The sequence below is a fragment of the uncultured Winogradskyella sp. genome (assembly GCF_947496485.1).
Taxonomy (GTDB): domain Bacteria; phylum Bacteroidota; class Bacteroidia; order Flavobacteriales; family Flavobacteriaceae; genus Winogradskyella.
Map to the genome: position 1 here is coordinate 1 of NZ_CANMCZ010000006.1, position 26,057 is coordinate 26,057.

Here is a 26,057-nt window from a genome sequence, read left to right on the forward strand (position 1 = left end):
CAGGTGGTGGTCGTGTTTTCTAAACGAACAAATAGCGTTTGGGCCGTCATTGCCGTATTGGTGTAACCATCAAATACCTCTGCGGTAGCTGTATCCGCCCCTACTAAGGTTTCATGGAACGATACCTCTACACCTGTTTGGCCATTTAATAACTCCGCTACTTTGGTGTCTAATGGAAAACTTACAAATCCATCCATATCATCATCACAAACCTGTAAAGGGGGCACTGCAACAACCTGAGGTAACGGGTCTACTACTAAATCGAAACTGGTAGTGCTATAACAGTCTGGATGTAAAGAATCTTCTACTCTGACGTATATGGTCTCTTGGTTTGAGGTACTGTTTGGATAGCTTGTTGATATTGCTGATAGATTAGAATCCGCATCCGACTGGCTATTATGAAAGGATACATTATAAATGCTTGGGTCTTGTCCACCTAAAATATCTGATTCTTGGGTGCTCAAATCAAACGTTGCCAGACCGTCATTGCTAGGATCATCGCATACCACCATATTCGTTGGTGTATTAGCAATCGCTCTAGTATTGACCACTAAATCAAATACAGCTGTCGCTGAGGAATTGTAACAGTTAGAATCCCCTACATTTTCCACTCTTACAAATATAGGCTGTGGGTTCATGGTATTGGTGTATGAACTTGGTAATGCGTTTGTGCCTGAATCCGCATCTGCAAAATTTAAGTAATACGTTACTGCATAATCCGTAGAGGGCTGACTACCCAATACTGCTGCCGATTGCAAACTCAAATCAAACTCCTCTACACCATCATTACTAACGTCATCACACAACTCTAAATCAATAACTGGATTAATCGTGGGTTGTCCCGCTACGTTCAAAGTGAAGGATAAAACTTCATAGCAACCAGAAACTAAATATTCTACTCTAATAAATATTGTTTCACCATCAGTACCAGAATAACTACCTGCACCAGCAATTGCCGCTGAATCAGAATCAGCATCGGCTAGTGAATTATGATAAGTAACTACTAAATCAGAAGTATTAGTTGCACTAGCAAGAACGATAGTCGTATTAGAATCTAAGTCAAAAATATAAGGAGGGCTACCAGTATCGCAAACAAATAAATTATTTGGAGTTTCTGTAACTATCTCTGGTAATACATCTATACAAACTTCTTCCGTATATTCACAACCAAAATCATCTGTAGCTCTGTAAGTATAACAGAATTGTCCTGCTGTGGTAGGTTGCACAGTTATTACATTACCAACTGTATTTGTTATTGTAGGATCAGTATCCCAAGCTTCAGAAGTAATCACTGGTGTAAAAGACAATTCTGGTGGTTGCAAAGCAGGGTCGAATTCAATACTCCAAGCAAAAATATGACCATTGTCAGCACCAATATTATCAACTACTCTAATCGTCCAATCACCGTTAAGAGGTGAACCTAATAAACCATCTAATGGGTTAACAGAACTATAATTTCCAGCAGGCACAAAAGAATCCGTGTATGTACCAGGTCCATTACCATCTGGAAATGTACCACCCGCTTGTATACCACCAACTAAAGTTGGAAAGCTTCCAGTTGGAACAAAACAGTATTGGCTTCCTGTTCCTGGTGTAGTATTATTACTTTGACCATCTACAGTGCCAGTTGCCCATGGAATACCCAAATTGGCACTACCACCTCCTTGATCATGCATTCTAACAACCTGTCCATTAGGAGAAATAATTTCTATATCTAAATCCCCTAGATAGGAATGTTCCATGGTTAAACATATACTTACTAATTGATTTACATCTGTTAACGTTTGTGCAGAGTCATAACAATCTACAGTAACCGATGTCTCATAAGTAACTCCGTTTCCATCAGGAAGAAATGTAATACCACTTACTGGTGGAGTACAATCATTTATAAATTCTACAGCTTCTACCTCACCAGTAATATCTGTACTTTCACCAAAACACAGCGTAGTATTAGTAGCTTCTGTACCCATAAAATTTGGTTCAGTAGCTACTTGAATAACTTGATTAATTAAATTATTATTTTCACACCCTAAGGGATCGATTGATGTATTTGCATCACGGATATTGAGATTCACAATATATACACCTGGATCTGGATAAGAAAATGTAGCTGTTTGACCAGAAGCTGTATTTCCATCACCTAAATCCCATTCATAAGTAGCACCAGTTCCGTCGATTGAAAACACTCCACTTCCTGTTAATGTAATCTCTTCATTTGGACATACTCTTATATAATTATTTGCATTAGGAGTTGGACTAGCAGAATCAATTTGCGAATTAATAGTTTGACACGGAGTTAAACATGAAATATTTGCAGCCCAACCATCAATTGTACCTGAAGCATTAGACACAAATTGAATTGTAATACAACCTGAGGTATTATCTTGTGTGGCTTGAACCAATCCTGGACTATTTGTTCCTGAAAATTGACCAAAAAGAGGTTCTGTAACAGAATCACCATTATAAATAGTCATTATATCTTGATTCAACTGCGTAGAGAAAGCAGTAAAATCTATTTGTATTTTCTGACCTGCATTTTCAGGACATATGGTCAATACGAAGTCTTCATTATCTGAGTAGAAACCAAACTCCCCACCAGAATCGTAAAACACACCACCACATTGATTAACAGTAGCAGTTTGCATATTTACATCTTGCGCCAATAATAGCGATGAAAATAGAAGAGGGATTATAGTAAATAAATATTTCATGCTAGAAGTTTTATTGATATTGGGACTTAATAATGATATAATAATTGGTGTTATCTACATGATACATACCTGCAGCTCTAGAATGAAACTCAAAATTATATTTTAATGGATTAAAACTATCGGGATTAAATATTTTGTCACGCTCTAAATCTGAAACGAAACCTGTAAGAATAGAAACCTCAGATAATTTTGTACACGGTTTCTTATCATTTTCATCTGTTATCAATTTAATTACTACCCTATTTCTAAGAATATGCTTTATACTCTTAAGCATATTTGGGTCACTAAAAACATACTTTTCAGCATAATTACCATAAACCTCAATAATTTGAGCGCGTTCTTTTACTGTTAAAGGCAATTTTACATTATCATTATACTTTGCTAACGGCAGAGGATTTCTTTGCTTTGACTCTTGACCGCCAACAAATAATGGGATGAGAATCAAAGTAAGAATTGTTAGTAATTTTTTCATGGATTAATCTGAATTATTGAATTTCGAAAATTAAGAAAATTTTAGGTAAACCGCTGTTAGTTCGTCAATGATATTAGCATTTTAACGGTTTTAACTATATAACAGTCGTAATATTAAAACTCCTACCTCAATGAAACTATTTTTATTGTTTATCTTTGGCTCTTATTTTAAAAGTTGATTAATAATTTTTTACGATGAAAATTGAAAGTGATTTTAATGATATAGATGCTTTAGGTGATGACCATTTAGGCTCGTCTAGCGAAACTCCTTTGAGAGCTGATGCTTTTAAATTATCTAACAGCGAAAAAGTAGATATTATTAAAGACGACGTAAGACATATATTAGAAACCTTAGGTTTAGATCTTAATGATGATAGTCTTAAAGGAACACCTAATCGTGTTGCAAAAATGTTTGTTAATGAAATTTTTGGCGGTTTAAATCCTGATAAAAAGCCTAACGCTTCTACATTTGAAAATAAGTATAAATATGGTGAAATGCTGGTAGAAAAAAATATCACAGTTTATTCTACTTGCGAACATCATTTATTGCCAATTGTGGGACGAGCACACGTGGCCTACATTTCTAACGGCACTGTGGTTGGCTTGTCTAAAATGAATAGAATTGTCGATTATTTTGCAAAACGTCCTCAGGTACAAGAGCGTTTAACTATCCAAATTGTAAAAGAGCTACAAAACGTGTTAGATACTGAAGACGTTGCTTGTGTTATAGATGCTAAACATTTATGTGTCAATTCTCGTGGTATAAAAGATATAGAAAGCAGCACAGTAACTTCAGAGTTTGGCGGAAAATTTAAGGAAAAGACAACTCGTCGTGAGTTTTTAGACTACATACAATTAGACACTAAGTTTTAACTTGGTTTCTGCAAGTTAGTTTTTTAGCTTTGTTTATACATTTTTCAAATTTGCATCATGCCGTTATACGATACACATACTATTAAAATATACAATTCACTTTCGGGTGAAAAAGAGATTTTCAAACCTATAACTAAAGGTTATGTAGGTATGTATGTTTGTGGTCCAACCGTATATAGCAATGTGCATTTAGGTAATGTTCGTACCTTCATGTCCTTCGATATGATTTTTCGCTACTTTAAACATTTAGGTTATAAAGTAAGATATGTTAGAAATATTACAGATGCAGGACATTTAGAAAACGATGCCGATCTTGGCGAAGATAAAATTACAAAGAAAGCACGATTAGAGGCTATAGAACCTATGGAAATTGTGCAGCGATATACTGTAGATTTTCATAATGTATTAAACACTTTCAATTTCTTGCCACCTAGTATAGAACCTACTGCAACTGGTCATATTATTGAACAGATTGAGTTAATTCAAACCATAATAGATAATGGTTTTGCTTATGTTGTAAATGGTTCGGTCTATTTTGATGTACATAAATACAATGAAACTAACGAATATGGCATTTTAAGTAAACGTAAACTTGAAGATTTAATTCACAATACGCGCACGCTTGATGGTCAAAGTGATAAAAAAAATCCACAAGATTTTGCACTTTGGAAACGCGCAGAACCAACACATATTATGCGTTGGCCTTCACCTTGGAGTGATGGATTTCCTGGATGGCATTTAGAATGTACAGCAATGAGCACCAAATATCTTGGGGAACGATTCGATATTCATGGTGGTGGAATGGATTTAAAATTTCCGCATCACGAATGTGAAATAGCCCAAAATAAAGCGGCAAAAGGACAAGATCCTGTAAAATACTGGATGCATGCTAACATGCTTGAGCTTAATGGTGCTCGTATGAGTAAGTCTACAGGAAACTATATTAATCCTGCAGAATTGCTTTCTGGTGAAAATGACATCATGTCTAAAGCCTATAGCCCAAGTGTGATTAGATTTTTTATGATGCAAGCGTCATACAAAAGTGTATTAGATCTAACTAATGATGGTTTGCTTGCTGCAGAAAAAGGTTTCCATAGACTAATGGATGCTATTAATTTAATAGATAATTTAAAAACTAGTGACTCATCATCATTTGATGTTGCTGCATGGAAACAGAAATGTTATGATGCCATGAATGATGACTTTAATACACCTATTCTAATAGCCCATTTGTTTGATGCTGCAAAATTTATTAATCAAATAAAAGATGGAAGTGCTAGTATAACATCAGAAGATTTAGAGCTTTTAAAACAAACTATTGAAACTTTTGCTTTCGATATTTTAGGTTTAGTCAATTTTTCTAAAGATAATTATGGTACAGACAAACTTTCTGGAGCAGTAGAAATTTTAATCAACCTCAGAAAGGAGGCTAGATTGAATAAAGACTTTGCATTGTCTGATAAAATAAGAGATGAGTTAGCTGAAGCTGGTATTCAACTTAATGACAGTAGGGATGGGACGACTTTTACGACTAACTAATCGTGAAAAAAATCCTTACATATCCTCTTTTATTTCTTATTAAAGTTTATCAATCTTTAATTTCGCCTATCACACCAGCGACTTGCCGTTATCAACCTACCTGCTCTCATTATGCCAAAGAAGCATTAGAAGTTCATGGGTTTTTTAAAGGAGGTCAATTGGCTATAAAACGAATTTTTAGTTGTCACCCTTGGGGAGGAAAAGGTTTTGATCCTGTACCACCAAAAGAAGATTAATATTACGTTAATCTCATTTTGAATATCTTTCAAAATATTATATTTACCGCATAAATAGAATATATATGTTTTTATTACAGATGGATTGGGATCCAATAAAGTATATTGATTTAAGCTTCTTTAAACTTCATTTTTATAGCATGATGTGGATAATTGCCTTTATATTAGGCTTCTACATTACAAAACGCATATATAGAAACGAAGGACAATCTGATGAATCATTGGATTCGTTATTCATATATTCTGTGCTCGGTATTATGCTTGGTGCTAGACTGGGACATGTTATATTTTATCAGTCAGAATTAATTACAGAAGATTTTTTTAGCATTTTTCTGCCATTTAAATTTAAAGGTGGTTTTGAGTTTACTGGCTTTCAAGGATTGGCAAGTCATGGTGCAGCAATTGCCATGATTATCTCCATGTACATTTACAATAAAAAAGTATTACATAAAACGGTGCTTTGGATACTAGATCGTGTGGTGATTCCTGTTGCTTTAGGTGCTGTATTTGTTAGGATAGGAAACTTTATAAATTCTGAAATTATTGGAAAATATACAAATAGCGATTTTGGTGTTGTATTTGTTCAACTCAATGAAACTAAACCAAGACATCCTTCACAATTGTATGAAGCTTTCTGTTATGTTTTTGTCTTTTTAATCCTCTTTTATTTCTATTGGAAAACAAAGAAGTCTGAACAGCTAGGTTTCTTATTTGGACTATTTTTAGTTTTACTTTGGTCTGTTAGATTTGTTGTGGAATTCACAAAAGAAGCTCAAAACATTGAGCGAGCGGATTGGGTGTTGAATACCGGACAACTATTGAGTATTCCATTTATTTTCATAGGACTTTACTTTATGTTTATCTATAAACCGAAAACGACATTGAGCTAATGCGATTACAACTGTTTTCAAAATATTTAATATTAATTGTTGGGCTTGTAGTTTTTTCTTCATGTAAAGAAGAAAAGGCAATTAAAAGACAAGAAAAAGTTGTGGTTAACTTTAAAAAAGAAGGTGTACTTACCATAAAAAAAACAGATTCGGACTCTATTATAAAGACGTTAGATATTGAAATTGCAGACAATGAATACGAAACCCAAACAGGTTTAATGTATAGGACAAAGCTTAAAACCAATCATGGTATGTTATTTATATTTCCTGATGAGGATTTTCGAAGTTTCTATATGAAGAATACTAAGATTCCTTTGGACATCATATATATTGATACAAACAAAACCATAGTTAGTGTTCAAAAAGATGCTCAACCTTTTGATGAGACTTCTCTGCCATCTGATTCACCTGCAAAGTATGTTTTAGAGATTAATAGTGGACTTTTTGATGAGTGGCAAATTAAAGTTGGAGATATTATTGAATTTTCAAAAATTAATTAAAAAAATCACTGAGCTTTAAGCGTCAGAAACTGCTTTCATAAGTAAACCTTTTAGGTTTAACTAATAAGAATCTATAATTTAATTAATTTCTTTATAACATTTAGACCGAGCTTCTTATTAGATAATTCTAATAAATATGTAGCTTTTTCTAACCTATTGAGATTACCAATTCTAAGTTGACCATTACTATCTATCAGTATATTTTCATAGACAGTACGACCATTCAAATCGTAAATACAAATACTTAATGGGGTTCCTGTTAAACTAGATGGTATATTAATTACTATGCTGTCATTAAATGGATTTGTTATCACCTTAATATCATTAACGAGAATATCATCTATACTAAGAAGATCACCATCAACACCATCACAATTCTCATCGATTCCATTACCTTCAGAATCAGTAGCATCTGGATTTATACCGTTATTTGTATCGTTACAATCTAAACCATTAATAGCATAGCCAAAAGGAGGTATATTAGAACAATCTTCTATTGTAATATTAGGATCTCCATAACCATCACCATCTAAATCTTCATAAAAGGTAGTAGGCGGTTGACCTTCGGCCGTCATCGTAACACATATATCTTCTGCATATTCACAACCAAATTCATCTACAGTCCTAAAAACATAACAATGCTCACCTGCAGATTGAGGTGCTACAGTAATTATATTTCCGTTTATTTCTGTAATACTTGGGTCTGCATCCCAAGACTGAGATACAATTGTTGGAATATAACTATAATCTTCTAAAGCTAAACCTTCATCAAAGTTGAGCTCCCAAGAAAAAATATAACCATTATCTGCGCCCAGATTGTCAACAATAACAATATTCCACTCACCATTTAATGGTGAACCGATAAGGCCATCTAGCGGATTGATAGAACTATAGCTACCTGCAGGCACAAAAGAATCAGTATAAGCACCTGGACCATCACCTTCAGGAAATTCAATAGTTCCTTGAATACCACCTACTAAAGTTGGAAATCCACCATTAGGTACAAAACAATAATCTGACCCTACTCCAGGTGTAGTATTTGCACTATTACCATCAACAGTACCTGTAGCCCATGGAATACCTAGATTAGCAGAACCTCCACCTTGATCATGCAGCCTTACAACTTGCCCGTTAGGAGATATAATTTCAATATCTAAATCCCCTAGATAAGAATGTTCCATATTTAAACAGATACTCTCTATTTGACTTACATCAGTTAAAACTTGTGAAGCTTCAAAACATGTTACATTAATACTAGTGCTATATGCTACCCCATTTCCATCAGGTAAAAACGTTACAACGCTTTCTGGTGGTGGGCAATTATAAACCAAAGTCAATGGGGTTACGACACCTTCAATTGTTGTAGTATCACCAAAGCATAATGTATTATCCGCAGCTTGAGTACCCATAAAATCAGGACGACCAGATACTCTAATAATTTGATTAACCGTATTAGTATTTGGACAACCATCCATAAAATTATCCATGTTAGCATCTCTTATATTTAAGTTTACCAAATATACTCCAGGTGCATTATAAGAAACATTAACACTCTCACCAGAAACAATATTTCCATCTCCTAAATCCCAATTATAACTAGCCCCTGTTCCATCAACCTCAAAAATACCGCTTCCATTAAGGCTAATCATATCACCTGTACAAACTTCTATAATACCTTCTGTATTTGCAACTGGTGTCGTTGAGTCTATTAGTGCAGTTATATCTTGACAAGGTGTTGTACATGAAATATTAGCTGACCAACCTACAACATTACCAGAATTGTTAGAAATAAATTCAATAGTTAAACAACCACTTGTATTGTCAAAACCAGCAGCAACTAGCCCTGGTGACTCTGATCCTGAATAAGTTCCTATAATTTCTGCTGTGGTACCATCACCATCATAGATATTCATGAAGTCCCCGTTTAGCTGGGTCAAAAACTCCTGAAAATCCAGCCGCGTTCGTCCTTCTGCATTGTCTGGACATATAGTTAATATAAAACTTTCATTGTCAGAATAATTAGAAAATTCCCCTCCAGAGTCATAAAATATACCTGAACATGTCGTTACCGATCCATTTTGCATAATTATATCTTGGCTAAAACAAAAGCTTGAAATTATAGAGAGTAATAGGAGTAGTTTTTTTTTCATGTTGATTATTGGATTGATTAATTAGAAAAGTAAGAGTTTTATCTTACTAATCTTTTATAAGATGGATAAAACGTAAAAAGGTTGCGTCTAAATACAAAAATGCCTCTCAATTAAGAAAGGCATTTTAGATTCTGAAATAAATTCAGATGACGATTTTATCAAAGACTTAATCTTCGTCTTCTTCTTTTACTTTATTCTTTAAAGATTCAGCGGCATCTCCTTTTTTAGCAGTATCGTACATTAACGGTGTTGCAATAAACATAGATGAATATGTACCAACGACTACACCAACTATTAATGCGAATAGCAAACCTCTTAATGAATCTGCACCAAAAGCAAACATAGCTAATAACACCACTAACGTAGTTACAGATGTATTTAAGGTTCTACTTAAAGTACTATTTAATGATGCATTAATGGTTTTTCCAAATTCCCATGATGTATGTTCGTTTAAGAATTCTCTAATTCTATCGAACACAACAACCGTATCATTCAGTGAGTAACCAATAACCGTTAAGATTGCTGCAATGAAAGCTTGGTCAATCTCCATACTAAATGGCATAAACTTCCATGTTAATGAGAATATTCCTAACACAATTAATACATCATGGAATACTGCTGCTACCGCACCAAGTGAGAATTGCCATTTCTTAAATCTAAATAGGATATACAAGAATACAACTACTAACGAGCCTAATACTGCCCAAAATGAAGACGCCTTAATATCATCCGCAATTGTGGGACTCACTTTACTGGAAGACATTTTACCAATTTTTGCCTCACCAGACCCATCTAAGAATTCATCATAAGTAATTCCTGCTGGAAGATACTTTTGTAAAGCTCCAAACAATTTAGACTGTACTTCTTCATCTACTTCAGTAGAGTTTTCGTCAACCTTATATTTTGTAGAAATCTTTAATTGATTATTACCACCAATAGTTTTAACTTCAGCGCTTCCAAAAACAGTATTAAGATCACCTTTTACTTCTTCAACACTTACTGCCTGGTCAAAACGTACTTGATATGTTCTACCACCAACAAAATCAATACCTTGATCTAATTTGTTAGTAAATAAAGACCCTAAACTAGCAATGATAAATACTCCTGAAATCACATAAGCAATCTTACGCTTCTTTAAGAAGTTGATATTAACATTCTTAAATAATCCTTTGGTCATAGCCGTAGAGAAATCTAAAGATCCACCTCTATTTGTCCACCAGTCAATCAATAAACGTGTAATGAATATTGCAGTAAATAATGATGTTAAAATACCAATGATTAATGTTGTTGCAAAACCTTTAATTGGCCCTGTACCAAATACAAATAAGATTAAAGCTGTTAAACCTGTTGTAATATTTGCATCTAAAATTGATGATAATGCATTAGAAAAACCATCTTTAATAGATTCTTTTTGAGATTTGCCTTTTGCCAATTCTTCTCGAATACGCTCAAATATAAGGACATTAGCATCTACAGAAATACCAATCGTTAAAACGATACCTGCAATACCAGGTAATGTTAACACAGCACCTAAACTAGATAATACACCAAAAATTAAAAGAATATTGAATAATAAAGCAATATCGGCAAAAATACCTGCCTTGCCATAGTAAAATATCATCCATAATAAGACAAATGCTAAGGCGATAAGAAATGATTTCATACCACTATCAATTGCTTCTTGTCCTAGCGAAGGCCCAATTTCTTCTGCTTGCTCAATTTCTGCAGAAGCAGGTAATTTACCAGCTCTTAAAACGTTGGCTAAATCTACAGCTTCTGTTAATGAAAACGATCCAGATATTTGAGAATTACCACCTGATATAGGTCCAGTAGAAACACTTGGTGCAGAATACACAATATTATCTAGAACAATAGCTATATAACCTTGTGTTTCATATGCCTTCTTGGTCATTTCTTCCCAGATCTTAGCCCCTTTAGCATTCATACTCATACCTACTGCAGGACGACTTACTTGGTCATATTCCTGTCTTGCATCAGTAATTACAGAACCACTTAACGGTGGAATATTGTCTCTGTTTGTTTTAAGAGCATATAAATCTGAAAACTCAGAATCTTTTTCCTGAATTCCCCAAACGAATTTTACATAGCGCATATCTGGTGATAATTTTGCTCTGTTTTTAGGGTCATTTAAGTTAGCCATTACCTTTTCTCTATCCTTAGATAAAAAAGTACCAACAACAGATCCACCTCCGTAACCCTGAAGACCTAATGGGTTTGTTTCTGCAACACTTGTAGAATCTGCTTCAATTTGTCCTGTTAGTTCATCTATAGCATTAGATGTGCTATCTTGTACTTCAGTTGCTTCTGTAACCTCATCTTTAGTTTCTTTTGCTTTGTTTGCTTCAACCAAAGCTTGATTTACTTGTAAAATATAAGGCACAATTTCTTGATTCTTATACGTTTCCCAAAACTGTAATTGTGCTGTCTTTGTTATTATATCTACAACACGCTTTTTATCTTTTGCACCTGGCAATTCAATTAAAATACGACCAGAATTTCCAAGGCGTTGAATGTTAGGAGACGATACGCCAAAACCATCAATACGATTACGTAAAACCTCAAATGCAGAGACTATAGATTCATCTATCTTTGTTTCAAGGACACCTTTTACTTCGTCATCAGACATATCGAATTTAATTACATCACTCAAATCACGATTTGCAAAAATATCTGGAGATGCCAATTTTGTATCTCCCTTAATAGCATCAAAAGCTCTAAAAAATGACTCTAAGTAAGATTCTTGAGCATTTTTTTGTAATTCTTCTGCATCATCTAATGCTTTATTAAATACAGGATCTTTACTATTGTTAGCTAATCCTTTTAAGATATCCTTTACAGAAATTTGGATAATTGCATTAATACCACCTTTAAGGTCTAAACCTAGTTTCATGGCATTGTTTTCAACTTCAGAGTAAGTATATTGTGATACACCTAAGTTGTAAACTTCTATAGGTTCAAGTTCTTCACCTACTTTTACTTTAGTAGTCTTAAGAGAATCTAGATAACGAATTTCTTCTGTATTTCTCTTAGACTGATAATCGTCTTCTGTATCAGCATACTTCGCTACTGCTACTTCTTTTGCTTTATCTTCTATCTGGTTCGCTTTGAAAGTAAATGATAATTGGTAGATACTTACCAAACCAAATAAAAGTGCAAAAAGTTTAATTATTCCTTTGTTTTGCATTGTTATTATTGTTTAATGTCGAATATTATAAAACGCGCAAATATAGAGTTTACACTATTAATCGACAATGTTTTTAATTAAATAGATTTTAGCCTTTTGATTGATAAAAAAGACTTGAAATGAAGTGGGAATTATTTCAGATGTTATAATTCCTTAAACGATTGGTCCTGCTCTAACTTCAGGAATTTTATAAGATGCGTTATCTATTGCAATTACAATAGTAGTATGACACTTAATAGCAATATTAATTATACTATTACTATGTTTAGTATTTATGTATTCACCTGAAGTCTTAACTTTATGATTATAAGAATGCTCGCTTTTTTGATTAAGCTCTACAACTTCAATCGTTTCAAAATCCCAGTTAACATCACTATTGTTCTGAATTTCAGAAATATTGAGTTTATAATCCTTTGATATTTTTTCTGAAGGAAAATCATTTGAACTCTTACTTTGAGAGTCATTGGCTAATTCTAAACCTTCAGCACTAGAGAGAATGTGTTGAATTTTATCTACATCTGCATTGCTGAAATACGTAATCTTTAGTTGACCATTTTCACTCTGACCAATTTGAATTTGTTCAGCGCCAATCCTTTGTAGTTTTGCATGAATGGCTTCAATAGTATTTTCGGCATCTTCTACAGAAATATTCTCATCCGAAAACTGAATAACCATCTGTTGATTAGGCACAGTAGAGTCCTCTAATTGCCTACTTAAAAAGGCTAAGAGTAAAACTAAAATTCCAAACTGCAATTTGGTTTTCATGCGGCAAATATAAAAAAATAATCCCGATAGCTATCGGGATTATTTCTACAGTCTTAATTAATTATAAAGAATTTATAATTCTAATAAACCATTAGTTTTCTTAACGCCTTCAGCGCTTTCTGCCATATGTGCTTTCTCAGCAGCACTTAATGGTACATCTACAATTTTTTCAATTCCATTTCTACCTAAAATTACCGGTACACCAATACATAAATTACTTAAACCATATTCACCTTCTAAAAAGGTAGAACAAGGGAACATTTTCTTTTGATCACAAGCAATGGCTTGTACCAATCCACTTACAGCAGCTCCAGGAGCATACCAGGCAGAAGTTCCTAATAATTTGGTTAATGTTGCTCCACCAACCTTTGTATCTTCTTTTACTTGATTTAAACGTTCTTCTGAGATAAATTCAGAAACGTTAATACTGTTTCTAGTGGCATGAGATGTTAAAGGCACCATTCCTTTATCACTATGTCCGCCAATTACCATACCGTCAATATCGCTAATCGGAGCCTCTAAAGCTTCAGCTAATCTATATTTAAAACGTGCAGAATCTAATGCTCCGCCCATTCCTATAATTCTATGCTTTGGTAAATCTGTTGTTTTATGAACCAAATATGTCATCGTATCCATAGGATTACTCACAACAATTAAAATTGTATTAGGCGAATGCTCAACCAAGCTTGCAGATACAGATTTCACAATACCAGCATTAATACCAATTAATTCTTCACGAGTCATTCCAGGCTTACGAGGAATACCAGAAGTGATTACACAAATATCACTATTTGCTGTTTTAGAATAATCGCTTGTGCTTCCTGTTATTTTTGTATCAAATCCATTTAAGGATGCACATTGCATTAAATCCATTGCTTTGCCTTCAGCGTAACCTTCTTTAATATCTAAGATTACAACTTCTGAAGCAAAGTTTTTTATAGCAATATACTCTGCACAACTTGCTCCAACTGCGCCTGCTCCAACTACTGTTACTTTCATTTGTTATTTTTATTTTAATGTGAAACTACTTGTTAAAAAGGATTGTAAATTTACGAATAAAATTGCTGTAAAAGAAGAAAGCACAAGAGTAAATCTTGTGCTTTTTTCATGTTTTAAAATTTGTATTTAATTATCTAAATCCGAAACTTATACCTGCCGAAAATGTATCGAATTCTGACAAGTTATATTCAGCATTTAATCTAAAGAATCCTAATTTTAGTTTTGTTCCTATAGTAGCTCTTAAAGCAGTAATATCGCTAGATACTGAAAATGGATCGACAATATTTTCTGAAGTTAATGGTCCGTTAGTTACTCTGTAGGTTCCTAATAAATCTGATTCTGAGGTTCCGTTGATATAACCTATACCTCCATAAAAGTTAATTATTGGTAATTTTGTAGAAGCGACTAGTTGAAATAACCATGTATTTGTGTTATTTTCTAAACGTTGATTTTCTCCTTCAATTCCAGAAGATTCAGTAATATTATAAGAACCATCTAAATGATTATATGTAATTACACCAGATAATGCCACAGGCCAAAGTTTACTTGCTGGTAACCAATCCGAAATTTCTAATTGTACGCCAGCACCATACATACTTAAACTGACATCGTCTCTATCTATTTTAGGAACATAACGGGCTTTTATTTCAATGCCACTACCTAAACCAATTGCACCTTGAATAAATGCAGTTGGTAAAAGATTTTTACTCGCATCACCGATTCCTTGTGGTAATTCTAATTCTACGGTTTGAGAACCAAAAATAGGATCATCATACTCTACCTCTACAAATATAGCTGGATCGTTCTCACCTAAAACAGAAGCAACCATCTGAGAAGCTGGCCCTTGTACAAATTGAACATTATTATAATCTGCTGTATTAAGATTGAATATTTTATTTTCATCTTTAATCAAAGCAGCATTTGCAATAATCGATATTTCAAAACCACCTAGCGGTTTTACTTTAGCAGAATTAAACCAATTTGCACTCATACTGTGCATTAGACCATTTGTACCTGGTGCTAAGTAGTCATTGGCAAAACGTTGAGCATCTTCAACACCTGCTGTTAGTAAAACATCTAAATCATTTTGGGCTTGGGATATTAGAGATCCCATGCACAATGTCATTAAAAGGAATATCTTTTTCATTTGGTTAAGTTTTAGATTAAGGTTACAAATATATCAAAATATCATTTAAAATGCACTTTATCGTGTTTTATTGCGTTTTATCGTTATTTTAAAAACAAAAAAAGCAACTACGTAATTTACGTAATTGCTTTAAATTCAGTTTTGGAAGTGTTTATTTATGCATCAATATTGGCATAGATAGCATTCTTCTCGATAAACTCTCTACGTGGTGGCACTTCATCTCCCATTAACATAGAAAAAACTCGATCTGCCTCTACACCATTTTCTATTTGCACCAAACGCATGGTTCTAAACTCAGGGTTCATAGTAGTGTCCCAAAGCTGCTCAGCATTCATTTCTCCAAGACCTTTATAGCGCTGAATCTTAGCTCCATCACCAAACCCTTCAATAATTTCATCACGCTCCTTATCTGACCAAGCATATTGCTTTTTCGCTCCTTTTTTAACTAAATATAAAGGCGGAGTAGCAATATAAATATGTCCATTCTCCACTAATTCTTTCATATATCTAAAGAAGAATGTTAAGATTAATGTCGCAATATGACTACCATCAATATCGGCATCACACATAATGACTACTTTATGATATCTCAATTTTGAAAGGTTTAATGCCTTACTATCTTCTTCAGTACCAATAGTCACACCTAATGCTGTGAAAATATTTTTTATCTCTTCATTTTCAAACACTTTGTGTGTCATGGCTTTTTCAACATTAAGAATTTTACCTCTTAATGGCAATATAGCTTGAAATGCTCTATCTCTACCTTGCTTAGCAGTACCACCTGCCGAATCTCCCTCTACAAGGAATACTTCGCACTTTGCAGGATCTTGCTCAGAACAATCCGATAATTTACCCGGCAAACCACCAATACTCATAACAGTTTTACGTTGCACCATTTCACGGGCTTTCTGCGCTGCATGACGTGCTTGAGCTGCCAAGATTACTTTTTGTACAATGATCTTAGCATCGTCCGGATGTTCTTCTAAATAATCCGTAAGCATTTCTGAAACAGACTGACTTACGGCTGCAGAAACCTCTCTGTTTCCTAATTTAGTTTTTGTTTGTCCTTCAAATTGTGGTTCTTGTACTTTTACAGATACAATAGCCGTTAAACCTTCACGGAAATCATCACCTGCAATGTCAAACTTTAACTTGTCTAACATTCCAGATTCATCAGCATACTTTTTAAGCGTATGTGTTAAACCACGACGGAATCCAGAAAGATGTGTTCCACCTTCGTGAGTATTAATATTGTTTACATATGAGTGTAAATTTTCTGCATATGAGGTGTTATAAACCATAGCAACCTCAACTGGCACACCATTCTTTTCACCTTCAAAAGCAATAACATCCTTCATTAAAGGTTCACGATTACCATCTAAAAATTTGATAAACTCCTTTAAACCTTCCGTAGAATGAAAAGTTTCCCCTTCAAATTCACCATCATCTTTTTTATGACGCTTATCTACTAAATGAATTGTAATGCCCTTATTCAAGTAAGCCAATTCTCGTAAACGACTCGCTAAAGTATCATAGCTGTACTCTAAGGTTTGTGTAAAAATTGTTGGATCTGGCTTAAAAGTAACCGTCGTTCCTCTTTTGTCTGTATCACCTGTTTGTTTTACAGGATACATAGCTTTACCACGTTCGTACTCCTGCTCATAAACTTTACCTTTTCTATAAACCGTTGCTTTTAGATGTTCGGATAAAGCGTTAACACAACTTACACCAACACCATGCAACCCACCAGAAACTTTATAAGAATCTTTATCAAATTTACCTCCAGCACCAATTTTAGTCATTACAACCTCTAATGCAGATACTCCTTCTTTTTTATGTAAATCTACCGGAATACCACGTCCATCATCTTCTGTGGTGATAGAATTATCCTCATTGATGGTTACTGTAATGTTATCACAATGACCGGCTAAGGCTTCATCAATTGAGTTATCTACTACTTCGTATACTAAATGGTGTAAACCACGTGTACCAACATCACCAATATACATTGAAGGACGCATACGCACGTGCTCCATTCCTTCTAAAGCCTGAATACTATCTGCTGAATAATTATCTTTATTAAATTCTTCTCTTTTTTCGCTCATTATTTTGAATGATTTTAGTTCGATTTATGGCATAAAAAAATGACACCATTGTATCATTTTTGAATACTAGCAAATATACGAATTAAAGACGCTTTTTGAAAGCTTTTTATAGACTGAATACGATAATTATCAACATTTGTTAATTACTTAAAAGTGTCTTAGAATGACTAAAAAGTGGTTTAAATTAGATTTTAGTGATTTTTTATATGCTCTAGAAAATAAAATATACAAAAGTGGCTTAGAAGCGAAAAATTTAAATTATTTTAATCTAAAATTCTGCTTTTTGAAGCGGTAAAAACATCTTTTAAATCTTCTGAATTTTTTTCTGATTTTAAAATCGGAAGCAATACCGAATTCCACTTCATTTTCTAATAAGCCTAAACGACCAGACATAAACTCTCTCCACATGATATTGTATAGCATATTTGGTTCTGAATCGTGGTAAATTGAACAGTTTAAAGCTAAATTCTTATAGCCTTTATTAATTTTGAATTTTAGATCATCTTCTAAATTCACAACAAAGAAACTTGAATGACCAAAAAAGCTTGATTCGCTTTTAATTTGTCTTAATAAATCAAAGTGAATATAGTATTGATTAATATCAAATAATAACAACAAATCTGCCTTATTCAACCTTGTGTTATTTTCCCAATGGGTAACACGTTCTGCCCATTCTGTAACTCTTTCTCTAGCCCATTTCTCTTCCATAACAAAATAATGAATCTCTGGCTCATCTTCCGAAGCTTCGCTAATAATTCGATTTTGAGTTGCAATATGCTCATTACAGAATTGCTGATTAACATTATAAAGGCAATAACCAATGTTATGAGGAGAGTCTAGAAGCTTATCCCAATCTTCCTTGGTTTGTGAATAACTTACTACACTGAAAAAAAATAAGCCATAGAAGAATAGGTATTTCATATTATGAAAATAAAACAATATCTTGTTATTATAATGACATTTAACATATACAACAGTCTTATATTAGCCGGAATTATACAAGGTTTCATCTTTGTAATAGTTGTGTTGCTTTCAAAAAAATATAGATCAAAAAGTATTTATTTCTTAGTTGCTCTTATTCTATGCCTTACACTTAGTAATCTAATGCATTTTATTCCTGATGTCAGTTTAATTACACTAACAGAAATGTATAAATACGTCTATATACCCTTGGCTGCATTGTTTCCACCATTTTATTACTTCTATGTTATAAATTTTTTATACCCAAACCATAAAACAACCATTAAAGAAAAACTCTTGTTTTTACCTTTTGTTGTTTTTTTAATACTTAACATCGCTTGGAGAATCGGCATATTAATTAACTATGAAAAGGAGAGTTTTTATACATTTTTTGGAAACGTTTTAAATTTTATTGAAATATTTTCCAATGTTTTTACTATTGTAATGCTTATTTACTTATTGAAAAAGTCATTTGATTACGAAAAACAACACAAATCTTTCAATATTAACACTATATATAATCGAATTAATTGGTTAAAAATCACATTGTTTATTCTTCTTACAATATCATTTTTATGGTCGTATTTAGTATATAAAAATCTAGCCTACGGCATATCTTTTTACTCATTATGGATATGTATGTCTGCAGTAATATATTGGCTAGGTTATCTGGGTATCTACAAATTCGGAATCATCGAAGATCGAAAAAATATAAGATTACACCATAATTCTCACATCACTAGTTCCAAAGAAAATATCACAAAAAACAAACATATAATAGCATTAGAACAGCTCTTAAATGTTGACAATATATACTTAGACCCTAATTTAACATTAGATAGTGTCTCTAATGCTCTAAATGTTAGTTCTGGACACTTATCTAGAATTATAAAAACTGAACTAAATACCAATTTTAACGATTACATAAATAGTTATAGAGTTAATCAAGCGAAAGCTTATTTAAAAAATCCTGAGTTCTCAAAATACACAATTACTGCTATAGGACTTGAAGCTGGTTTTAATTCTAAATCTGCATTTTATTCTGCATTTAAAAAAGCGACTGATAAAACTCCGTCAGCTTTTAAAAAAATGACATTAAATCAAGTTAAAATCGCTTAATATATTTATTAGGTTTTCTCATCAAAATCTTCATTTCACACCTTTTTATTTAGTTCTAATTTCTGATAATATCAAAATCTAGGAGTCCAAATACCATTACTGTAATTACTTTACCATAGTCTTAGCAAGAATATAATAGATAAGGAGCTAGACAATTTTATTTTGATCAACTCTACATTTAAAAACTACACTCATGAAACGATTTTTACTCTTCTCAATTATTTATTTAGTTCCTTTAATAGGCATTGCACAAACTTTTAATGGTAACGGTGATGGCACCTCATGGTTTGATCCCGATAATTGGAGTGGTGATATGGTTCCCATTAGCAATGGCAATCCGGTAATACCATCTGGATTTACAGTTAATCAAAACGGACCATTTATATCGGTAAATTCCATAACGCTACAAGGGTTTTCTGTATTAAACACAAACAACCAAATATCCACAACAGGCACCTCAACTTTTGGTCCAGATTCCACAATAAATGTTAGCGGTAATAGCTTTGGAGGAAGTGGAATAATTAATGCACAAGGGACAATAAATATACCTGCGACGAGCGCTTTTTCGGGAACTTTAACGGTAAACAATACTGGTGTGATTCTAATAAATGGTGGAGCATTACAAATTAATACTGGTACATTAAACAACTTACCATCAGGAACTATTGAGATACAAAGTGATGGTGGAAATATCACTGCTTCAAATTTTGGTATTGTAAATAATGAAGGGCTTATAAAAAAAACAACCACCACCGGATCAGCTAATCTACAATGTTCACTTAACAATGATAATGGAACGATACAAGTAGAGAATGGTACCTTGGTCATTGGCAGTTCTCCTGGAGGAAATTTAACCAACGGAACATATAATGTCTCTCAGCAATCAATACTAGATTTAGCTCTTACTTTCTCTATTTCTGGAACACTACAAGGTAATATCGATGGCACATTTAATCTCGGAACAACAGGCCTTACAAGTATTTTTAATATCGCCCCTAACACAGAAGCTATTTTTGATTTTTCGGGCAACGGGTCCATTAATTTTGTAAATCCAACATTTCAAGGAGGAGGCACTTTTACCAATAAAAATGAGGTTAACCTTATTTCAGTTGCATCAAAAAGAATTGAAGAAAATACAACCTTTAATAATGAAAATACTATTCATATTTCATCGATTGGAGACTTCGTTATCAATGATGGCACATTTAATAATTTACCAAATAGCGTCATAGATATGCAAGCCGACATGGGAAATATCACTTGGACTAATGGACCTACACATGTTTTAAATAATGAAGGGATTATAAAAAAAACAACGTCATCTGGTGAAGCACGAATACAAGTTGAATTGAACAATAATAATGGTGAAATAAGTGTTGAAAGTGGAACTTTAACCTTTCTAGGCACTAGTATAAAAAACTTAATTGATGGTACCTACAACGTCAATTCCAATGCGGTTTTCAATTGGACTTCAGATGTTCATCTGAAAGGGAATATCTCAGGGATTATTGATGGAGATCTAAATTGGAATAATGATGTTATCGTTACAAGTCCCAATTCAGCAACATTCAATTTTACAGGTTCAGGAAATTTTAATTGGACTAATAACGCTCTGAGAGGTGGAGGCTCATTAACAAACAATAGTGTACTTAACCTTACTGGTTCTGGATTAAAAAAGATTCTTGAAACGACTTATTTTCAAAATACCAATACCATTAATTTTACTTCATCGGGAAGATTAGATATTGCCGACGGGTTCTTAACCAATTTCGCTTTTGCCTTGATTGATTTACAAGTAGGTAATGGTAGCATTAGTGGTGCACAGATTACAACTTATCCATTTACTAATAATGGCACCATAAGACGATCTAACACAGCTGGAAGTTTCTTGATTTGGGCACCAACTATTAACACTGGATTTATTGAACTTTTAACAGGAGAACTAGAATTTTTTGGCACCAATGTTTTTGAAAACACCAACAACAGCTACATTACAGGTATAGGTGCTATAGATGTGCCTCAATTAACTGATTATATCAATGATGGAACAATTTCACCTGGATTATCACTTGGATTATTACCAGGAACATTGACAATTGAAGGTAATTTTCAATCTTCAAGTGCGAGCGATTTATTGATAGATATTAATGGTCACACCTCAGGTACTGAATACGATGTAATGCAAATTCAAGGCATCGCTAGTGAGGGGAATGCAATATTTGAAGGCACCATTTATGTCACTCTTGGTTTTGAACCCTCTATAAATGATGAATTTGTTATCGCAACTACCACAGGGATTATCTCCGCTTGTAATTTAACAAGCCCGACTATAGCATCATTTAATGGAAATCTCTTCACTTTTGATGTCATTTGTCGAAATAATAACGAAGTGGTTTTAACTGTCGTTGATCCATTAGAAGTAAATGAATTTGATGAAGAAATTATTTCCATCTACCCCAACCCAACAAAAGACGTATTACTTATTGATGATGTAAAAAACAAGATAGAAACCGTAGAGATTGTTTCTCCAGCAGGCCAACTAGTTTTAAGAGAGAAGTTAGCCGGAAATAGGATTTCACTGTCACAGCTATCTAAAGGTATTTATCTCATTAGACTGCACAGCAAGGGATCGTTGATTACCAAAAAAGTAATCAAACTCTAACAGAACAAAAAAGACCAACAAATGTTGGTCTTTTATATTTTATATTAATTACCCTAATACGCCTCATCATGTACATTAGCAATAGCTCTACCAGAAGGATCATTCATGTTCTTAAATGCTTCATCCCATTCTAAAGCAGTTGCAGTACTGCAAGCCACACTTGCTTCTTGTGGTACACTTAATGCCGCAGCATCGCTTGGGAAGTGTCCTTCAAAAATAGTTCTATAGTAGTACTCTTCTTTATTTAGAGGTGTATTTATTGGGTAACGGAATTTAGCATTTGTCATTTGCTCATCAGTCACTTCTTTCTCTACTAATTCTTTTAAGGTATCAATCCAGCTGTAACCTACACCATCACTAAACTGTTCTTTTTGTCTCCATGCTACGCTTTCAGGTATCATATCTTCAAAGGCCTTACGTACAACCCATTTTTCCATGCGTTCTCCGTTAATCATTTTATCTTTTGGATTGATACGCATTGCTACATCCATAAATTCTTTATCTAAAAAAGGCACACGACCTTCAATTCCCCAAGCTGCTAAACTTTTATTTGCTCTTAAGCAATCGTACATGTGTAACTTATCTAATTTACGAACGGTTTCATCATGAAACTCTTTAGCATCTGGCGCTTTATGAAAATATAAATACCCTCCAAAAATCTCATCTGCTCCTTCTCCTGAAAGTACCATTTTAATACCCATAGACTTAATAACTCTAGCCATTAAGTACATTGGTGTTGACGAACGTATCGTCGTAATATCATACGTTTCAATGTTATAAATTACATCTTTAATGGCGTCTAACCCTTCTTGAATTGTAAATTTAATTTCGTGATGAACAGTACCTATGAAATCTGCTACTTTTTTTGCTGCAGCTAAATCTGGTGAACCTTCTAAGCCAACGGAAAATGAATGCAGTTGAGGCCACCACGCTTTTTCTTTATCATCAGCTTCTACACGTCTCTCAGAATATTTTTTAGCAATTGCAGAAGTTACTGAAGAATCTAAACCTCCGGATAATAAAACTCCATAAGGCACATCACTCATTAATTGTCTATGCACAGCATCTTCTAAAGCCTGCTTAACTTCTGCAATACTTGTTTCGTTGTCTTTAACTGCATCATAATCTGTCCAATCGCGTTTATACCATTTTACAAATTCGCCGTCTTTACTAGACATGTAATGTCCTGGGGGAAATAATTCAATTTTTGTACAAACTCCTTCTAATGCTTTTAACTCTGAAGCCACGAAAAATGTTCCGTTTTTATCCCATCCAATATATAATGGGATAATTCCCATATGATCTCTAGCGATAAAATATTCATCCTTTTCAGTGTCATAGATAGCAAAGCCAAAAATACCATTCATATCATCTACAAAGTCAACACCCTTTTCTTGGTATAACGCCAAAATTACTTCACAATCACTTTCAGTCTGAAAATCATAATCAGGAAATTGTTTACGTAATTCTCTATGGTTATAGATTTCTCCATTAGCCGCTAAGATTAATTTCTTATCTGGACTAAACAGAGGTTGCTTACCAGATGCTGGATCAACAATTGCTAGACGCTCATGAGCCAAGATAGCTTTATCATCGCTGTAAATTCCACTCCAGTCTGGTCCGCGATGACGAATCGTTTTTGCCATTTCTAAGACTTTTGGTCTTAAATCGTCAGTTTTTTGTTTTATATCAAACGCACATACTATTCCACACATAACTATTTTTTTAATTATTAATTATGAAGCAAATATGATGCTAAACTTTCATATTTTAAATACATATAACTAAAATGATTACAAATAATAACTAATAAATAGTTTTTAATTCTAATTATAAATAATAGAGCTGTAAAATTGATACTTTAACTTTTAATCTGTAAACTTTAATATTTAATTACGACCATTTGCCATTATTACAATTACTTTTAACAAAACAATACACACTACTAATTATGAAAAAATCGAATTTTATTACCTCAATTACTTTTGCATTTTTAATGCTTTTATCTTTTAGTACAAATGCTCAAGAGTTTAAACCCTTAGACAAAAGTCCTATGGATGCTGCTTCTTACCCAAGTTCTTATAAAGAATCTGATAAACTTGCGAAAATTACGTATAGTCGTCCTCAATTAAAAGGACGTTCTGTAGATGAGTTAGCACCTGAAGGAAAAGTATGGAGAACAGGAGCAAATGAAGCTGCAGAATTAACATTATACAAAGACATGAAATTAGGTGACACAACAGTAAAAGCTGGTACTTACACCTTCTATGTGATTCCTGGTGAAGATGAATGGACTGCAATAATAAGTACGGATTTAAATGTATGGGGAAGTTATTTTTATAAAGAAGAGAACGATGTAGCTCGTTTAAATGTTCCGGTGTCAGAAGGAAAGGATTCATTAGATGCATTTTCTATTGCTTTCGAAGAATCAAGTGATGGTATTCATATGCACTTAGGCTGGGGAACAGTAAGAATTGCAGTACCTTTTACTAAATAAATAAAAGATTTATTAATAAGAAAACGCCTTGATCTCTCAAGGCGTTTTCTTATTATGGAATATTCAAATACTTATGAGTCTGTAATGAGACTTTCCATTTAGGATTCTTCATCACATAATCTACAATCTGGGGCATCATTTTATCGCGCTTGCTCCACTCAGGTTGCAAATAAAGAATACAATCTTTATTTAATTTAGCCGCTTGCTCTTCTGCAAACTTAAAATCATCTTTATTGTAAATGATACACTTAAGTTCGTGTGCCTTTTCGTAAATCTCTTCGGTTGGTAATTTCATCTTTTTAGGTGAGAGACAAATCCAATCCCATTCGCCTGTTAATTTATAAGCACCAGAGGTTTCAATATGGGTTTGTACTCCTTTAGCTTTTAGCTGTGTCGTTAAAGGGTTCATATCCCACATTAAAGGCTCACCACCTGTAACCACAATGATGTCACTATATTTTACGGCATTCTCAACTATCCTTGTAGTCTCCGTAGCAGGATGCAATTCTGGTAACCAACTCTCCTTAACATCGCACCAATGACAACCCACATCACAGCCTCCAATTCTAACAAAATATGCTGCTGTCCCTTTATGATAACCTTCACCTTGTATGGTGTAAAACTCTTCCATTAAAGGCAATAAATGCCCTTGGTCTATAAGGGCTTGTTTTTCTCTTTTCGTCATAGTCGGCAAAGATAGTTTTTAAAGTTAAAAGATAGAAGTTATTTAGCAGCGATAACATCAATCTCAATACTTGCACCACCTGCTAAACCAGCTGCAGCAAATGTAGTACGCGCTGGTTTCTTTTTGAAATAAGTTGTATAAATAGAATTGAATTCTTTAAAATCTTCAATGTTTTTAAGGATAACTGTACATTTCACCACATGATCTAAAGATAGATTGTGATGCTCTAACACGTCTTTAATATTTTCTATGACTTGTTTGGTTTCTGCTTTTATACCACCCTCAACCAAGCTACCTGCTTTATGATTTTTACCTATTTGCCCAGTTAGAAACAATAAATTATCTGTTTCTACAGCATCACTAAAAGGCACATCTGCTCGACTTGGTTCATGAGATTTATGAAAAATAATTTCTGATTCTGAATTTTCGCAAGATTGAAAACTCATCAAAATAAAAAGACTTAAAATTGAAAATATTGACTTCATTCTATTTGGTTTTAAACTTGACTAAAATTACAGTATTTTTATGCAAATTTTCTGATTG

20 protein-coding genes are annotated in these 26,057 nt (G+C 33.5%); 8 read left to right on the forward strand and 12 right to left on the reverse strand.

What is annotated here, in order from left to right; genetic code table 11:
• On the reverse strand, nt 1-2,711 hold a 2,711-nt coding region (locus Q0822_RS15425; RefSeq protein ID WP_299125317.1), incomplete at its 3' end, for a PKD domain-containing protein.
• A gap of 10 nt (nt 2,712-2,721) precedes the next feature.
• Nucleotides 2,722-3,183, reverse strand: coding sequence for a hypothetical protein (locus tag Q0822_RS15430; protein WP_299125318.1), 462 nt, complete (start codon nt 3,181-3,183; stop codon nt 2,722-2,724).
• Between the two features lie 194 nt (nt 3,184-3,377).
• Between Q0822_RS15430 and folE the strand changes: the two genes are divergently transcribed.
• From folE to Q0822_RS15455, 5 genes are all read left to right on the forward strand, one after another.
• Nucleotides 3,378-4,055, forward strand: a complete 678-nt coding sequence (gene folE / locus Q0822_RS15435; protein WP_299125320.1) for a GTP cyclohydrolase I FolE — start codon at nt 3,378-3,380, stop codon at nt 4,053-4,055.
• 57 nt (nt 4,056-4,112) lie between these two features.
• Nucleotides 4,113-5,594: a cysteine--tRNA ligase gene (cysS, locus tag Q0822_RS15440; protein WP_299125322.1), complete on the forward strand. Its 1,482-nt coding sequence runs from the start codon at nt 4,113-4,115 to the stop codon at nt 5,592-5,594.
• Between the two features lie 2 nt (nt 5,595-5,596).
• Nucleotides 5,597-5,830: a membrane protein insertion efficiency factor YidD gene (gene yidD / locus Q0822_RS15445; RefSeq protein ID WP_299125324.1), complete on the forward strand. Its 234-nt coding sequence runs from the start codon at nt 5,597-5,599 to the stop codon at nt 5,828-5,830.
• A 65-nt stretch (nt 5,831-5,895) separates the two neighbouring features.
• Nucleotides 5,896-6,720 carry a prolipoprotein diacylglyceryl transferase gene (lgt, locus tag Q0822_RS15450; RefSeq protein ID WP_299125326.1) on the forward strand — a complete coding sequence of 275 codons (825 nt, stop codon included), beginning with the start codon at nt 5,896-5,898 and terminating at the stop codon, nt 6,718-6,720.
• Complete coding sequence (locus tag Q0822_RS15455; protein WP_299125328.1) at nt 6,720-7,220, forward strand: DUF192 domain-containing protein; 501 nt, start codon at nt 6,720-6,722, stop codon at nt 7,218-7,220. Before lgt ends, Q0822_RS15455 begins: the two co-directional genes overlap by 1 nt.
• A 71-nt stretch (nt 7,221-7,291) precedes the next feature.
• Here Q0822_RS15455 and Q0822_RS15460 read toward each other — a convergent pair whose 3' ends face one another.
• From Q0822_RS15460 to Q0822_RS15490, 7 genes are all read right to left on the reverse strand, one after another.
• Nucleotides 7,292-9,304, reverse strand: a complete 2,013-nt coding sequence (locus tag Q0822_RS15460) for a PKD domain-containing protein (protein ID WP_299125330.1) — start codon at nt 9,302-9,304, stop codon at nt 7,292-7,294.
• 232 nt (nt 9,305-9,536) lie between these two features.
• Nucleotides 9,537-12,575, reverse strand: a complete 3,039-nt coding sequence (gene secDF / locus Q0822_RS15465; RefSeq protein WP_299125332.1) for a protein translocase subunit SecDF — start codon at nt 12,573-12,575, stop codon at nt 9,537-9,539.
• Between the two features lie 153 nt (nt 12,576-12,728).
• Nucleotides 12,729-13,340, reverse strand: a complete 612-nt coding sequence (locus tag Q0822_RS15470) for a hypothetical protein (protein WP_299125336.1) — start codon at nt 13,338-13,340, stop codon at nt 12,729-12,731.
• 72 nt (nt 13,341-13,412) lie between these two features.
• Nucleotides 13,413-14,339 (reverse strand): malate dehydrogenase, encoded by a 927-nt coding sequence (locus Q0822_RS15475; protein WP_299125340.1) that lies wholly within the window; start codon nt 14,337-14,339, stop codon nt 13,413-13,415.
• A 130-nt stretch (nt 14,340-14,469) separates the two neighbouring features.
• Nucleotides 14,470-15,486 carry a DUF6588 family protein gene (locus tag Q0822_RS15480; protein WP_299125342.1) on the reverse strand — a complete coding sequence of 339 codons (1,017 nt, stop codon included), beginning with the start codon at nt 15,484-15,486 and terminating at the stop codon, nt 14,470-14,472.
• 155 nt (nt 15,487-15,641) lie between these two features.
• Nucleotides 15,642-17,591, reverse strand: coding sequence for a DNA topoisomerase (ATP-hydrolyzing) subunit B (gene gyrB / locus Q0822_RS15485; protein WP_299125344.1), 1,950 nt, complete (start codon nt 17,589-17,591; stop codon nt 15,642-15,644).
• A 258-nt stretch (nt 17,592-17,849) separates the two neighbouring features.
• A complete protein-coding gene (locus Q0822_RS15490; protein WP_299125346.1) occupies nt 17,850-18,512 on the reverse strand; it encodes a hypothetical protein in 663 nt (220 codons plus the stop codon).
• A gap of 183 nt (nt 18,513-18,695) precedes the next feature.
• Here Q0822_RS15490 and Q0822_RS15495 point away from each other — a divergent pair, with 183 nt between their 5' ends.
• Together Q0822_RS15495 and Q0822_RS15500 are read left to right on the forward strand one after the other, a co-directional pair.
• Entirely contained in the window at nt 18,696-19,670 is a 975-nt protein-coding gene (locus tag Q0822_RS15495) for a helix-turn-helix transcriptional regulator (protein WP_299125348.1), read from the forward strand.
• A gap of 193 nt (nt 19,671-19,863) precedes the next feature.
• Complete coding sequence (locus Q0822_RS15500) at nt 19,864-22,332, forward strand: T9SS type A sorting domain-containing protein (RefSeq protein ID WP_299125350.1); 2,469 nt, start codon at nt 19,864-19,866, stop codon at nt 22,330-22,332.
• Between the two features lie 53 nt (nt 22,333-22,385).
• Here the strand turns inward: Q0822_RS15500 and asnB are convergent, their stop codons facing one another.
• A complete protein-coding gene (gene asnB, locus Q0822_RS15505; RefSeq protein WP_299125352.1) occupies nt 22,386-24,047 on the reverse strand; it encodes an asparagine synthase B in 1,662 nt (553 codons plus the stop codon).
• A 236-nt stretch (nt 24,048-24,283) separates the two neighbouring features.
• On the opposite strand from asnB, the gene Q0822_RS15510 reads away from it, so the two are divergent.
• A complete protein-coding gene (locus tag Q0822_RS15510; protein WP_299125354.1) occupies nt 24,284-24,829 on the forward strand; it encodes a DUF2911 domain-containing protein in 546 nt (181 codons plus the stop codon).
• A 52-nt stretch (nt 24,830-24,881) separates the two neighbouring features.
• On the opposite strand, the gene Q0822_RS15515 is transcribed toward Q0822_RS15510, so the two are convergent.
• Together Q0822_RS15515 and Q0822_RS15520 are read right to left on the reverse strand one after the other, a co-directional pair.
• A complete protein-coding gene (locus Q0822_RS15515) occupies nt 24,882-25,514 on the reverse strand; it encodes a 7-carboxy-7-deazaguanine synthase QueE (RefSeq protein ID WP_299125356.1) in 633 nt (210 codons plus the stop codon).
• Nucleotides 25,515-25,552: 38 nt separating this feature from the next.
• The gene (locus tag Q0822_RS15520; RefSeq protein WP_299125358.1) at nt 25,553-25,999 is read right to left on the reverse strand and encodes a Rid family detoxifying hydrolase; all 447 of its coding nucleotides are present in this window, start codon (nt 25,997-25,999) and stop codon (nt 25,553-25,555) included.
• Nucleotides 26,000-26,057: the final 58 nt, after the last annotated feature.